The organism is Haloferax sp. DFSO52, assembly GCF_048158745.1.
Classification (GTDB): domain Archaea; phylum Halobacteriota; class Halobacteria; order Halobacteriales; family Haloferacaceae; genus Haloferax.
In genome coordinates this window covers 921,362-935,506 of record NZ_JBLOPB010000001.1, presented here as the reverse complement: position 1 = coordinate 935,506, position 14,145 = coordinate 921,362, and the positions used below count along the sequence as shown (strand labels likewise).

The 14,145-nt window shown below is 62.5% G+C and carries 13 protein-coding genes; 9 read left to right on the top strand and 4 right to left on the bottom strand.

What is annotated here, in order from left to right:
- Window positions 1-15: 15 nt before the first annotated feature.
- Window positions 16-837, bottom strand: coding sequence for a cytochrome bc complex cytochrome b subunit (locus tag ACK3SC_RS04870; protein WP_416838989.1), 822 nt, complete (start codon window positions 835-837; stop codon window positions 16-18).
- A 217-nt stretch (window positions 838-1,054) separates the two neighbouring features.
- Between ACK3SC_RS04870 and pyk the strand changes: the two genes are divergently transcribed.
- The 7 genes from pyk (at window position 1,055) to ACK3SC_RS04835 (ending at window position 8,985) form a co-directional block, all read left to right on the top strand.
- On the top strand, window positions 1,055-2,812 hold the full coding sequence (pyk, locus tag ACK3SC_RS04865; protein ID WP_416838988.1) for a pyruvate kinase: 1,758 nt from the start codon (window positions 1,055-1,057) through the stop codon (window positions 2,810-2,812).
- Between the two features lie 43 nt (window positions 2,813-2,855).
- The gene (locus ACK3SC_RS04860) at window positions 2,856-3,077 is read left to right on the top strand and encodes a hypothetical protein (RefSeq protein WP_416838987.1); all 222 of its coding nucleotides are present in this window, start codon (window positions 2,856-2,858) and stop codon (window positions 3,075-3,077) included.
- A gap of 240 nt (window positions 3,078-3,317) precedes the next feature.
- The gene (locus ACK3SC_RS04855) at window positions 3,318-5,054 is read left to right on the top strand and encodes a hypothetical protein (RefSeq protein ID WP_416838986.1); all 1,737 of its coding nucleotides are present in this window, start codon (window positions 3,318-3,320) and stop codon (window positions 5,052-5,054) included.
- Between the two features lie 2 nt (window positions 5,055-5,056).
- A complete protein-coding gene (locus tag ACK3SC_RS04850) occupies window positions 5,057-6,175 on the top strand; it encodes a hypothetical protein (protein ID WP_416838985.1) in 1,119 nt (372 codons plus the stop codon).
- Window positions 6,176-6,273: 98 nt separating this feature from the next.
- Window positions 6,274-6,903 carry an NfeD family protein gene (locus ACK3SC_RS04845; RefSeq protein WP_416838984.1) on the top strand — a complete coding sequence of 210 codons (630 nt, stop codon included), beginning with the start codon at window positions 6,274-6,276 and terminating at the stop codon, window positions 6,901-6,903.
- Between the two features lie 94 nt (window positions 6,904-6,997).
- Window positions 6,998-8,260 carry an SPFH domain-containing protein gene (locus tag ACK3SC_RS04840; protein ID WP_416838983.1) on the top strand — a complete coding sequence of 421 codons (1,263 nt, stop codon included), beginning with the start codon at window positions 6,998-7,000 and terminating at the stop codon, window positions 8,258-8,260.
- Between the two features lie 110 nt (window positions 8,261-8,370).
- Window positions 8,371-8,985 carry a winged helix-turn-helix transcriptional regulator gene (locus tag ACK3SC_RS04835; RefSeq protein ID WP_416838982.1) on the top strand — a complete coding sequence of 205 codons (615 nt, stop codon included), beginning with the start codon at window positions 8,371-8,373 and terminating at the stop codon, window positions 8,983-8,985.
- Window positions 8,986-9,024: 39 nt separating this feature from the next.
- Here ACK3SC_RS04835 and ACK3SC_RS04830 read toward each other — a convergent pair whose 3' ends face one another.
- The gene (locus ACK3SC_RS04830; protein WP_416838981.1) at window positions 9,025-9,294 is read right to left on the bottom strand and encodes a hypothetical protein; all 270 of its coding nucleotides are present in this window, start codon (window positions 9,292-9,294) and stop codon (window positions 9,025-9,027) included.
- 309 nt (window positions 9,295-9,603) lie between these two features.
- Between ACK3SC_RS04830 and aglD the strand changes: the two genes are divergently transcribed.
- On the top strand, window positions 9,604-11,472 hold the full coding sequence (gene aglD / locus ACK3SC_RS04825) for a flippase domain-containing glycosyltransferase AglD (RefSeq protein ID WP_416838980.1): 1,869 nt from the start codon (window positions 9,604-9,606) through the stop codon (window positions 11,470-11,472).
- Here aglD and yjjX read toward each other — a convergent pair.
- Window positions 11,464-11,991, bottom strand: a complete 528-nt coding sequence (yjjX, locus tag ACK3SC_RS04820; protein WP_416838979.1) for an inosine/xanthosine triphosphatase — start codon at window positions 11,989-11,991, stop codon at window positions 11,464-11,466. The two genes, aglD and yjjX, sit on opposite strands and share 9 nt — an antisense overlap.
- 21 nt (window positions 11,992-12,012) lie before the next feature.
- Window positions 12,013-12,798, bottom strand: a complete 786-nt coding sequence (locus tag ACK3SC_RS04815; protein ID WP_416838978.1) for a helical backbone metal receptor — start codon at window positions 12,796-12,798, stop codon at window positions 12,013-12,015.
- 241 nt (window positions 12,799-13,039) lie between these two features.
- Between ACK3SC_RS04815 and ACK3SC_RS04810 the strand changes: the two genes are divergently transcribed.
- Window positions 13,040-14,047, top strand: coding sequence for a transcription initiation factor IIB (locus ACK3SC_RS04810; RefSeq protein WP_416838977.1), 1,008 nt, complete (start codon window positions 13,040-13,042; stop codon window positions 14,045-14,047).
- The last annotated feature ends 98 nt before the right edge of the window (window positions 14,048-14,145 follow it).

Genomic DNA, 14,145 nt, shown 5'->3' with positions numbered 1-14,145 from the left:
TGGCAGTCGAAGCCCCTATTTCGGCGGACGCAGCCGGTAGTAGCGGCGATTGAGGTTATACATGTAGCCCTCGCGCATCGTCTTGAGCACCGCGTAGGTAACCGTCCCGAAGACGATTGGAAGCAGGAACGTCAGGTCGAACAGCAGGTCGACGTTCATCGGGACGAGGTTCTTGACTGCCAGCAGTGAGATGGTCAGCGCGAACACGACGCCCGCGATGCCGACCGCCGCCCAGAATGGCTCTTCGACCGGCCTGCGTGCGGACCCCTTATTGAGGAAGGGGACGAGGGCGATGAAGCCGACGACGACACCGTTCGCGAGCACGCCGTAGGTCCGGTCGGCCATGAGTTTCTGGCCGCCGAGGATGGCGAGGTCAGGATTCAGCGGATTGAGTTTGAGCAGCCCGAACGACCAGTAGAGATACCAGTCGGGCAGGATAATCGCCGGCGTACTCGACGGGTTTGCAGGCGGACCGATGTGCGGCGGCATCGTCGCCGAGAGAAACAGCATCATCCCGACGAAAAAGGACGCTATCGAGAGATTCCGAACCGTCTCGTGAGGCCACGTCGGGAACGCGAGCACGTCGCGTTCGATGTAGTCTGACGACTGGCGAACCGTCTGGTCTTCGTAGCGCGCCCGCTCGAAGTACTCGTACGTCAGGCGCGACAACCCAGTCGTTCTCTCCTTGCGCTCGCGCCACGTCGGCGTCTCGTTGTCAGGTGCAACCGGTCCCGCCGGGACCCCTCCATCTGTGGTTGCCGACGTATCCTCTGGTGTGCCGCCAGCGTCGTCCACCCCACCGTCAGTTCGGAGCGGAGACTCCTCGGTCGGAGACATGGTACAGTATTAGCTCGAACACACAAAAAGTGTGCGTCGGACTCTCAAACAACCGTATTCGTGACGTTCACTGATTCGAGAGCATCTCGCAGAGAGAGTCCGACTGGTGACTGTGCGGTTGCCCACCCAGCGGACTACAGAGAATAGTTATGTGAACAGCTTACTCACAAACGAGTTCATCATCGGGCTTTTTTATTCGTCACTCATAGACGGGGTTATGCGCAACGCTAAAATCGTCTGTACACTCGGTCCCGCGTCGGCCGACCGAGAGACGATTCGTGGACTCGCGGACGCTGGAATGAGCGTCGCTCGGATGAACGCGAGTCACGGAACCGTCGAACATCGGTCGGACGTTATCGATGCGATCCGTGCCGTAGACGATACGACCGAAGAACCGCTCGCGGCCATGCTCGACTTGCAGGGTCCCGAAGTGCGGACCGCCCCAATCGACGAGGACATCTCCCTCGAAACGGGCACTGAAGTCCGATTCTACGAAGGTGACGATGCGACACCCGAGGCGGTTGGTCTCTCGTACTCTATCTCTGCGACCGAACCCGGCGATACCATCCTCCTCGACGACGGCCGTATCGAAGCACAGGCCGAACGAGTCGAAGATGGCTCCGTCTACGCCACCATCGTGTCCGGCGGCAAACTCGGTGCCCGAAAGGGTGTGAACGTCCCCGGTGTGGACCTCGATATCGACCTCATCACCGACTCCGACTACGAGAACCTCAAACTCGCCGCCGAGAAGGAAGTCGATTTCGTCGCCGCCTCGTTCATCCGCGACGCAGCGGACGTGTACACCATCAGCGACACGCTCGAGTCGCTCGGTGCCGAAATCCCCATCATCGCGAAAATCGAACGCGCCGGCGCAGTCACGAACCTCGACGAGATTATCGAAGCCGCACACGGCGTGATGGTCGCTCGCGGTGACCTCGGTGTCGAATGCCCGCTCGAAGAAGTCCCAATCATCCAGAAACGGACCATCCGAAAGGCGCAGGCAGCGGGCGTCCCCGTCATCACGGCGACCGAGATGCTCGACTCGATGGTTCACTCACGGCGACCAACTCGTGCCGAGACATCTGACGTCGCAAACGCCGTTCTCGACGGTACCGACGCCGTGATGCTCTCCGGTGAGACGGCCGTCGGCGACCACCCGGTTCGCGTCGTCCAGACGATGTCCCGCATCATCGACGAAGTCGAAGAGAGTCCCGAATACGACGAGAGCCAGGAACAGCGCGTCCCCACTGCAATCGAAGGGTCGCGAACTGAAGCGCTCGCTCGCTCGGCACGCTACCTCGCCCGCGACGTGAACGCGGCGGCTATCGTCGCCGTCTCCGAGTCCGGGTACACGGCGCGGAAGACCGCGAAGTTCCGCCCGGGCGTGCCCGTCGTCGCCGTCACGCCGAACGACCGGACGCGCCGACAACTCGCCATGATGTGGGGCGTCTCTGCCGAATACTCGGATTACAGCACGACTGTCGAGTCCGTCATGGACGACGCTGTCACCGCCGCCCTCGACGCCGGCGCGGCAGAGTCTGGCGATACAATCGTCGTCCTCTCGGGGATGATGACAGAACTCGAAGGGACGAACACGACGAACATGCTCAAAGTCCACGTGGCCGCAGAATCGATTGCCACGGGCCGGAAAATCGTCGGCGGGCGTGTCGCAGGCCCACTGCACCGGACTGCAGACGGTGACCTCTCAAACGTCCCAGCGGGCGCGATTCTCGCGCTCGCCGCCGACTTCGACGGCGAGTTCGATGGCGATGCAGACAAACTCGCAGGCATCATCGACGCCCGCGCGGGCATGACTGGCTATCCCGCCCTCGTCGCCCGCGAACTCGACATCCCGATGGTCTCCGGTGCGCCACTTCCTGCAACGACAAAAGATGGGTCCTTGGTCACGCTGCACGCCGAACGCGGCATCGTCTACGAAGGCGACGTCATCGGCCACGAACAAGACGGCCGATAGAAGTGCGGTAGCCCTTTCCCGACGCGGAGCGTATCTCTTCTCGATGTCGCGCGCTTCCGACCCGAAAACCGAAAACGAAGGCGAGTGGCGATTCAGTATCGACGACGTCGGCCCCGACGGAATCGTCGACGATTCGCCCGACAGCGTGGAGGCTCTACCCATCGAACCCGGGTCACCGACGCTCGAGAACGTCGCGTTCGTCCTCCTCGGTGTCCTCCTCGCAGTTGGCCTCCTCTTCGTCACGGTGTTCCCCAACGCCATCTGATTCGCTCTCGTCGTCGCGTCTTCTCGCCGCATCTCCTTATCGCACCTTCTCGTCCCACCTCGTCGCTTACGTCTCCGAGCGTTTGCCCCGACAGTCCCCCACTCGGCCCGGCTGAATGCGGGGTTGGGCCACTCGCTCCCAACCCCGAACGAGTACAGCGAATTTCCGTTTTGATAATCGGGCCTTTTGATTTATGTAACCCCGAACGAAATCGCCGTCAACCCCAACCGGGAACACTCCATGAGTTACGCAACCCGTGCACCCTCGGTGTTGGTCACCGTCTTGGTTCTCGTCGCGACGCTGTGGGTTCCGATGCCCGCCGCTGCGGCCGACCAGCCGACCGCTTCGTTCGAGCAAGACATCACCACCGTCACGCGTGGCGATGTGGTCGAAATACGGGTTCGTCACTCGGCTCCCGGCGTCCTTCACGTCGGTGGCGACGATTACGGCTATCATCTGGCGGTCGAACTCACGGGAGCGGGTGTGACGACGGTCACCATCGACACCTACAACTCGACTGGGTCTCCCGACTCGTACGTCTCTGGCGGTGGAAACAAGACGCTTCACACCGCCGAACTCGAGCGCCCACTCGAACCGACGACGTACTTGATGAACGTGACGATCGACGGCGTCGAACGCGCCATCGGGCAACTCAACGTCCAGCCTCGTGGCAACACGTCGGCCTCGACTGCTGTCGCACCGGCGAGTCTGACCGACGAAGAGACGACACCGTCGGTCGAGAACATTCGCGCAGCCTCGACGCAGCGAACAGTCGTCGCCAGCGGTGACATCGCTGTCATCCACCTCAACGAGAGCGGCCTCGAGTCGGCGCTCGCAGCAGGCAACGCGGCAGGCGGCCCAGCAGCAAACGGTATCGAAATCTCGATGAACCAACTCGAAGTGCGGCCGAATCACGAACAGCAGACGTTCCTCGCGACTCCAGAAAACGGCGCGACAGTCGTCACCGACTTCGAAACCGACGACGTCTACATCGTCTGGGACACCTCGGACATCCCACTCGAAGGCGACCGTGAGACGTACGAAGTGACGGTGACGCTGCAGGGTGAACACAACGCCCTCGTCGACGAAGACACCATCACTGCACGGACACCAGTCACCCTCGTCGAACCGACGGTGTCGATGGACGTCATCAACGAGACGATATACCCGTGGGAGGCGCTCACCGTCAACGTCACGGGTGGGACGTCGTTAGCTCCCGGAACGGTTCTCGAACTCCGTGCACGAGCACCCGGCCAACCGTTCTTGCGACTCGTTCCGATGACCGTCACCGAAAACGGAACCGTGGCCACCAACCTCACGTTCGCGCCCGAAGACAGAGGCCTCGTCTTCCCGGTGTGGATTCGCGAGTACGAAGACGAGACGAAGACGACGATGACGTTCCACGAAGCAGACGCGAGTCTTCGGTTCGTCGACCAGGAGACAGACGGGACGTTCGTCACGATCAGCGAAGTCAACCTCTCTGTCGGTGGGTTCGTACAGGTCGAGACGCCTGACGAAGAACCGCTGGGAACGAGTGTGTCTCTCCCACCCGGCACGCACGAAAACGTCGTCGTAAAATTCGACCGCCGGCAACTGGCCGACAGCGAACTGCTCGCTGTCGCCTACGCCGACCGAAACCGAGACGGGAACTTCTCGCCCGCAGTCGACCTCGCGTTCCGAGAGAATTCGAGTGTCAACGGGTCGCTCATCGCGGACGACGCGATGGTTCGACTCGAACCTGACGCGAAGACACCAACACCCTCACCGACGGCAACACCGACAGAGACACCCGAAACGGGCGACCAGACCGCCGAGACGACGGCGAACACCACGCCGTATCCGGTCGTCGAACGGACGCCACTCGAACCGGCAGTCGCCGGGACGAACACCGGAATTCCGTTCTCGCCGGCGCTCGCGGTTCTCGCGCTCGTCGTCACCGGATTGCTCGCACGCCGACGAGCGACGGAGGAACCCTGACGATGGCGAGACTCGTCGAACTCGAACCAGCGAACTTCGTCCGATTCCTCTCGGACCTCTGGACACAGCGAAACTGGCAGACGAGCGTCCAGCCTCGTGGTGAAGGCCGCTATCTCGTTCAGGGACAGCGCGGCGACGGCACGAAAGGCATGATGCTCGTCCTTCCGGCCGTCGAGGCCACCGTCGAGAAAGACCACGTCAGAGGCTTCGTCGCGCACGCGAAGAAACGCCAGATAGACGTCATCGCAATCGCGACACAGGGCGTCTACACCGACGAAGTCCGGGGATTCACGACCAAACACGACGTGACACTCCTCGACCTGGACTTACTCGGAGAGACAGTCGATGACGAGGGCCTCGAAGAGACGGTCAAACAGTACACCGACGGCGAGGTGTACGAGACCGCAGACGTCGAGTTCGGCCTCCCGTTCGACGTCCCCGAACCGGTCGCGAACGTCATCTCGTCGGTACCCATTCACAGCGTGCGCGAGCGACTCGACTCGCTCAGGGGCAGCGATGGCGATGGTGGGTCGCTTCGTGACCGACTCCCGTCGTCGCTCGACGACCTCAAATCCGGGTCGCCGCCGAGCGTCCGCGTCGTCGTCGTCGCCGTGCTCCTCCTCGTCCTCGCACTCGGGTCGGTCGCTGCCCTCGGGCCGATGGTCGACGGTCTCGGCGGACCGGGAATGCAAGACGGTGTCGCCGTCTCGGCGCTTTCGAGTTCCCCCTCCCCGTCGGCAGATATCGTCGCACAGTGGAACTCGCGGACGACGGATTCGGTCGCAGTCGGAAACGAGTCGTACACTGCACCCGAGGGAAAGCAGTTCGTGCTCGTTTCGCTGAACGTCTCTGCGACGGGGTCGTCACCGGGGTCGCTCTCGCAGTCTGACCTCGTGTTCGAATCTGACGGTGTCCGGTACGGCTATCAACCGCTCTCGAACTCCAGTGGGTTCGCGAACGGCGGACTGTTCGCCCCGAACGAGTCAGAAACCGTCTGGACGGTGTTTACCGTCCCGTCGAACACGACGACAGGAACCGTTCTCGTCCGTGGTTCGGGCGACGACACGGTCGCGTTCGTCTACGACGAATCGCTCCCGGTCGAACCAGACCAGACTGCGTAACTCGCGTCTTCGACGTGACCCGAACCGGAGACCCCGAATCGTCGATTTCGACCTGATTCATCCTCAACCCTTAATCGGCCAACGGCCCTAGAGCACCTATGGCACACCCGCCGTTTCCGTTACAGACTGGGCTCGTGGGCCCCGAGACACTGCCGTTACTCCTCGTACTCGCGGGTCTCGGCCTCTCTCTCGCCGAAGCGATGGCACCCGGCGCACATTTCGTCGTTCTCGGCGTCGCGCTCCTCGCTGCCGGACTCATCGGTCTGCTCATCGGGCCGTTCGCGACACCACTCGTCCTCGGCTTGCTCGTCTTCGTCTTCGGTGGGCTTGCACTGTACGGCTACCGCGAACTAGACCTCTATGGCGGCAAAGGTGAAAGTCGAACAAGTGACTCGGCGGCGCTGAAGGGGAAGATGGGCCGTGTAACCGAACGTGTCACCCCGACCGGTGGGCAGGTCAAACTCTCCGAAGGTGGGTTCAATCCGTTCTACGCTGCCCGGTCGGTTCACGGCGAACTCGAAGTCGGGAGCGAAGTGGTCGTCGTCGACCCTGGCGGTGGGAACGTCGTGACCGTCGAAGGAATCGGCCCCGGTGAAGACGAAATCGACAGAGAACTCGCCAGAGAGCGTGCACGCAGCGCACGTGAACGAGACGAACGCGAGCAGGAGTCAGACGAACGCGAGCAGGACGAACGCGAGCGGGAACCAGAAGACGTCGAACGAATCTGACGAGTGGTCGCCCCCGCACGGTCGTGGAAAAACCGTGTGACGTGATTGGTTTGGTACACGAATACTTATCATACGGCCAACCCTAGACGGGCTTATGGACCTACTAGCTCTCCAGGTTGGGCTCGGGCTTGGAAGCGCCGTCGCAGGCCTCCTCGTCCTCGTGCTCGCCGTCGTCACGGTGTACCAGATGGTGGAGATTGTAGACGCCTACGAGAAGAAGGCGCTCACCGTCTTCGGGGAGTACCGACGCCTCCTCGAACCGGGTATCAACTTCATCCCGCCGTTCGTCTCCCGAACCTACGCGTTCGATATGCGGACCCAGACGCTCGACGTTCCCCGGCAGGAAGCAATCACTCGCGACAACTCGCCGGTGACTGCCGACGCCGTCGTCTACATCAAAGTCATGGACGCCAAGAAGGCGTTCCTCGAAGTCGACGACTACAAACGCGCCGTCTCCAACCTCGCCCAGACGACGCTCCGTGCCGTCCTCGGTGACATGGAACTCGACGACACGCTCAACAAACGACAGGAGATCAACGCCCGCATCCGCAAGGAACTCGACGAACCGACCGACGAGTGGGGTGTCCGCGTCGAATCCGTCGAAGTCCGCGAAGTCAACCCGAGTGCAGACGTGCAGCAGGCGATGGAACAACAGACCTCCGCCGAACGTCGCCGTCGTGCGATGATTCTCGAAGCACAGGGTGAACGGCGCTCCGCAGTCGAGAAGGCAGAGGGTGAAAAACAGTCGAACATCATCCGCGCACAGGGTGAAAAGCAGTCGCAGATTCTCGAAGCACAGGGTGACGCAATCTCGACTGTCCTCCGTGCGAAGTCCGCCGAGTCGATGGGCGAACGCGCCATCATCGACAAAGGCATGGAGACGTTGGCGAACATCGGCCAGAGCGAATCGACAACGTTCGTCCTCCCGCAGGAGCTCACGTCGCTCCTCGGCCGCTACGGCAAGCAACTCTCCGGCTCCGACGTACAGGACATGGAGGGGCTCACCAGCAACCAGTTCGACGAGGAGACGCGCGAACTCATCGGATTAGACGACATCGACGACATCCTCGGCCAGATAGACCAGGCCGCCGAGATGAACGTCGAACAACTCGAACAGGAAGCAGAGGCAATCAAAGCCGGCGCAGAGGTCAACAACATCAAATCGCCGGACGAGGTCATCGCCGAAGTCGACAAAGAAGAAGAGCCGATCAAATCGTCTGACGAAGTCGTCGCTGAATCGGACGAGGCGGACGAACCGTCGAAGACCGAAGCGACGTCCAACGGCCAACAGAGCGACGACGACACCGACGAATCCGACGACGAGTCCGAGATGGCGTTCGAGAAAGACCTCGAATAGGGACCCCACACGCTCGTTTTTTGAACCGTCTGAATCGACAGACAGTCGTGCTATCGTACGGCATAGATGGCGAAGCGCTTTTCTTTGGACCGTATCGTATGTCCACGTAGATGTCGAATCGACAGATAGACGACGACAAGCGCGCGACGCTCCGTCGTTTCGCCGCCCTCGGTGCCGCGAGTCCGCTCGTGGGACTCGGAACGCGAGACGACGACGAGACGGGGTCGAGTGACGCGCGTGACGCAATCGTCGGGTACGTCGCGTCCACGCCGGGCGCACACTTCTCGAAGGTACGCGACGACTTGAAGTTGGGAACGGGCGAGACCCAGTACCACCTTCGGAACCTCGTCGACGACGGAACGCTCGCGGTTCGCCGCGACGGCGACTACAAACGGTTCTTCGTCGCTGGTCGATTCTCCGAGTTCGAACAGGTCGCACTCGGCTATCTCCGGCGCGACACACCACGTGGGATGTTCGTCCACCTCCTTCGTGACCCGGACGCCACCGGGAGCGAACTCGCAGACAGACTCGGCGTGTCGCGGGCGACAGTCAGTACGTACGCCAAAGAACTCGATGCAGTCGGTCTGCTCTCTCGTGAAGACGGGTACGCCGTCCGCGAACCTGAGACGGTCATCACGCTCTTGATTCGCTACGCCGACTCCTTCGGGGCCGACGCGGCGGCGTTCGCCAACGACGCCGCCGGGTTGATTCGGTTCGACCCCTGAGGAGACCGAACCTGAATTTTCGACAGAGCCGAGAGCCGATTAGACGGTGACTTTCCACGTCGTACCGGACGAGTAGCCCCACTTCTCGATACACACGTCGAACTCGCCGTCGAGGAGTGGACGCATGTTTGCGCCGACCTCCTTGGCCGTGAGGTCGAGGTCTTCGGCGATGAGGCGCGATTTGAAGTACATCTGGGAGTCGGCGTTGCGGCGGAGATACTGGAGGATACGACGTTGTTTCTCGGAGAGTGAACTGGCGGTGTCGAGGGCGTCGCCCTCGACTGCGGCGGCGGATGCAGTAGTGCTCATATCTACATACAGCCGTGAGGTCCCTATCAGGGGTTTGGTACAGGAGGTTAACACCTCGCTGTCGTTCGATTATCGTTGCGGAAAGGGCGCACAGGGGTCCCCTCGAACCCGCCGCAGGTACGGTCGCCTAACACCCATACGGACCAGACACGTCACAGCCACACCGGTCGAACGCCACAGTGACACTCGAGCGACTGTGAGACTGAACGTGTTATCGTCGGTGACTGTGTCGCGTAATACTCCGTCTAAACGGAGTGTAGCCGACCGAAGACAGAAAATTCATACCCGGAAAGCGGCCATACCACGACAATGGGTCTCCCGACAGACCGACGCTCGGTCACGGCTTCCTCGACCGGCGTCGAAGTGAGCGTCGTCCTCCCCGCGTACAACGAAGAGCGGACTATCGAGAACACAGTCCGCGTCACGGTGGAGACGCTCGAAGGATTTCTCCCCGCTGACGCGTTCGAGGTCATCGTCGCAGAAGACGGATGCGACGACCGAACCCCCGAAATCGCCACGCGAATGGCTGCCGAAGACGACCGGATTCGGCACTATCACAGCGACGAACGACTCGGAAGAGGCGGCGCGCTCGAACGCGCCTTCGACGCCGCAGACGGTGAGACACTCGTCTACTTCGATACGGACCTCGCGACGGACATGCGACACCTCGAAGAGTTGGTCGAGCGCATTCGCTCGGGCGAGTACGACGTGGCGACCGGTTCGCGCTGGATGCCAGACCACGTCGCGAAACGCCCGGTGAAACGTGGCTTCCCGAGTCAGGTCTACAACGGCCTCGTTCGCTTCTTCCTCCGGTCTGACCTCCGCGACCACCAGTGTGGATTCAAAGCCTTCAGCAGGACGGCGTTCGAGACGCTCCGCGACGACGTCGAAGACAACCACTGGTTCTGGGATACGGAGATGCTCGTCCGCGCGCAACGCGCAGGCTTCCGCGTCTCAGAATTCGCCGTCGATTGGGAACCGAAGGGCGACACGAAAGTCGACCTCGTCCGCGACGTCCTCGGCATGGGGAGTCAGATTCTCCGGACGTGGTGGCAGTTGTCGGTTCGGCCGCGAATCACCCGCCGGGTGACCATCGTCGCCGGGTTGCTCCTCACCCTCACCGCCGTCGCGTTGATGACGCTCTACATCGACCCCTCGGAGGTGTTGTCGGTACTCAGAGAGGCGAACCCCGCGCTCGTCGCTGCCGCCGCCGGCATCTACGTCCTCTCGTGGCCGCTTCGCGGCATGCGCTACCGCGACATCCTCGACCAACTCGGCTATCACGAGTCTGCAAGCTTCCTCACCGGAGCGATATTCATCAGTCAGACCGGGAATCTCGTGTTCCCCGCACGTGCAGGTGACGCGGTGCGCGCGTACGTGGTGAAAGCGCGGCGTGGCATCCCGTACCCGACTGGCTTCGCCTCGCTCGCCATCGAACGCGTCTTCGACTTGCTGACGATTGCCGGCCTCGCAGGCGTCGTTCTCGTCGGCCTCGCAGCGACGGGTGGACTCGCAGATATCGCGACTGTCCTCGCGACAGGCGTGAGCGGTGGGTCCGTCCAGGTGTCCGCCAGCGACGTTCGGACCGTCGCCTACGTCGCGACTGGCGTCGGACTCGTCGCCATCGCCGGCGTCGTCGGTATCGCACTCTCTGCGCGCGCCGACCGCAACTACGTCCGCGCAGTCGTCGGGCGCTTCTCGTCAGACTCCTACGTCGAGTACGTCGCAGACATCATCGAACAGTTCGTCTCCGACCTCCAGGCCGTCGCGGGCAACCGAACCGCGTTCGGCCTCGTCGGCCTTTCGAGTCTCGCTATCTGGACGGTCGACGTGGTGACGGCGCTCGTCGTCCTCTACGCACTGGGCGTCGATATCGACCCCGTCGTCCTCGTCGGCGTCTCCTTCTTCGCCGTGAGCGTCGGTAACCTCGCGAAGGTTCTGCCGCTGTCTCCCGGTGGCGTCGGCCTCTACGAAATCGCCTTCACCGTGTTCATGGCCGCCCTCGCACCGATTGCGCCAGCAACTGCTCTCGCGGCGGCAGTCCTGGACCACGCCGTGAAGAACGCCGTCACGCTTGTCGGTGGTGTCGTCTCGATGATTTCGCTGAACGTCTCGTTGACGACGGCAGTCGAAGAGAGCGCGGACGTCCGCGAGCGCGAACTTGCCGAGTCAGAGTGAGTAGTAGAGGTCGCTTCGGAACGGTGCGAACGCGGCCGTCACCGCCGATTCGAGCGCGTCAGTTCTGGTGATTCGGCCACCAGTGAACGCGCCTGCAGCACCCTCGTTTTTCGCGATATCGTCGGTTCCGAGCACGTCGTCCATCACCGGTCCGAGTTCCTCGCCGTCGCGGACGCGGTCGGCGATGCGGTCGGGGAGCAGGAACGTCGGCCCGGCACCCCGTCCAACCCGCTCGCCGTCGGTCACTGCCGACCACATGATGAGATAGAGGTCGTCGCCCGTACCGTCACCAGCGGGGTACGCGGCGACACCGCCTTCGATGCCGACGCCGAGGTCGTACGACCCCGCGTCGAGCGCGCGACGTGCGCGAGTGACCGCGCCTGCGATCGTCTCGTCGGTCCCGAACGGTTGCTCCGAGACGCCCGATTCGACGACGACTGCCGAGATGGAGGCGTCAGTAGTTGCCCGTTCGACCGCACGGCGTTTTACCGGATTCCCACTTCCGACCGCGATGTCCATGTGAGCTATGCGTCGGCGTGGTCATATGCGTCCATCGGATTCGTGTTCGGGTGGCGACCACGGCTCCGGGAGGTCAGCATGCGGATGAAAACAGCGTGCGAGTCGGTCGATGCCGCCCATCAACGCGGGACTCGGTTGGTTGAGAAGCGAGTCGTCGATTGCGTGTACGTCGGCATCGACGCCCCAGTTTCGTGCCTCGAACGCGGCGGGGTCGCCGCGTGTGCCCTTTCCACAGGGGTGGAGGACGACGTGGTCTGGGGCGGCCGCTTCGACGGCCTTCCGTGGGATTTCACGGGACCGCTCGCCCGCTTCGAGGAATGGATACGAGCCACCAGCGGCCCGAACCACGTCTGGCACCCAGTTGCCCGCGGCCATCGGCGGGTCGGCCCACTCCTCGCAGTAGACAGTCGGTCGAGATTCGTCTCCGACCGCGGCGTCGACTCGGTCGAGATGCCGCTGGCACTCCGCTGCGAGTCGCTTCCCCGCATCTGCGTCGCCTGCTGCCTCGCAGACTGTCGAGAACGTGTCGAACACTTCGTCGAGCGTCGCCGGCGCGACGTGCACCACGTCGAATCCGTGGGTTCTGGCCTCGGCCGCGATATCGTGCTGCATGTCGTCACAGGTACAGAGAACATCCGGGTCGAGTGCGTCGAGACGGTCGAAATCGGGGTTCAACCATCCACCAACGCGGGGGCGGTCCAGTGCCGAGTGGACTGTTGCCCCAACGACACGGCCTGTGAGCCCCGCCGCGGTGAGAATGGCCGTCGCACTCGGTGCGAGTGAGACGACGCGTGGTGGTTCAGTCATCGATATTCGTCTCTTCGTCCGCCGCCGAAAAGATGCCTCGGGTTCGGATTCACGACGAAGCACCGACAGATACGCCGAATTTCGATAGTCGCGTGTGAGAGCCTGACACATGTAAAATTAGGCAAATCCGAGAGCGATACCAAACCATTTATGCAGTCGTCTACGGTCGTGAGTGTTACGGACAGCATCCGGGTTCTAGACGTCTTTACCCACCTTACCCGGAGCACCCGCCGTCGTATCCATGAGCGAACGAATCTGGACCCGAAACCCTGGCGCACAGAAGCGAGAAGAAAACACGAAAAACGGCCGACAGCAGGCCGAAACTGAAGAAGAGGCCGTCAAAGGAGACACGCTGAAGTGTCCCGAATGTGACGGTCACGTCGTCACCGACGACGAACACGGCGAGACCGTCTGTAACGACTGTGGCCTCGTCGTCACTGCCGACTCCGTCGACCGCGGCCCGGAGTGGCGTGCCTTCGACTCCCGCGAGAAAGACGAGAAGTCCCGCGTCGGTGCACCGACGACCAACACGATGCACGACAAGGGACTCTCGACCAACATCGACTGGCGCGACCGCGACGCGTACGGGAACTCTCTCGGCGCACGCCAGCGCCAGAAGATGCAGCGTCTCCGCAAGTGGAACGAGCGCTTCCGCACGCGTGACTCCAAAGAGCGCAACCTGAAACAGGCACTCGGCGAAATCGACCGGATGGCCTCCGCGCTCGGCCTCCCCGAGAACGTCCGCGAGACGGCCTCGGTCATCTACCGCCGCGCACTCGACGACGACCTGCTCCCCGGCCGGTCCATCGAGGGCGTCGCCACCTCGTGTACCTACGCCGCCGCCCGCATGGCCGGTGTCCCGCGCTCGCTCGACGAAATCGCGGAGGTCTCCCGTGTCGAAAAGAGCGAAGTCGCCCGCACCTACCGCTACATCGCTCGCGAACTCTCGCTGGAAGTCAAGCCCGCAGACCCCGAGCAGTACGTCCCCCGATTCGCCAGTGAACTCGGCCTCTCTGACGAGTCGAAGATGCGCGCACGCAAACTCCTGAAGAACGCCAAAGAAAAGGGCGTCCACTCCGGGAAGTCGCCGGTCGGCCTCGCCGCCGCCGCCGTCTACGCCGCCGCACTCCTCACTAACGAGAAGACGACACAGGCCGCCGTCAGCGAGGTTGCGGACATCTCCGAAGTCACCATCCGCAACCGCTACCACGAACTCCTCGAAGCAGAGGACAACCTCAGTCTCGTCTGAATCGTCGACGCTCCTCGACGACGCGGGTACCCAATTGGTGATTCAGTTTTTCCGTATTTCGCCTTCCAGCAACAGCGCTGGGTGATGAACCACACCGA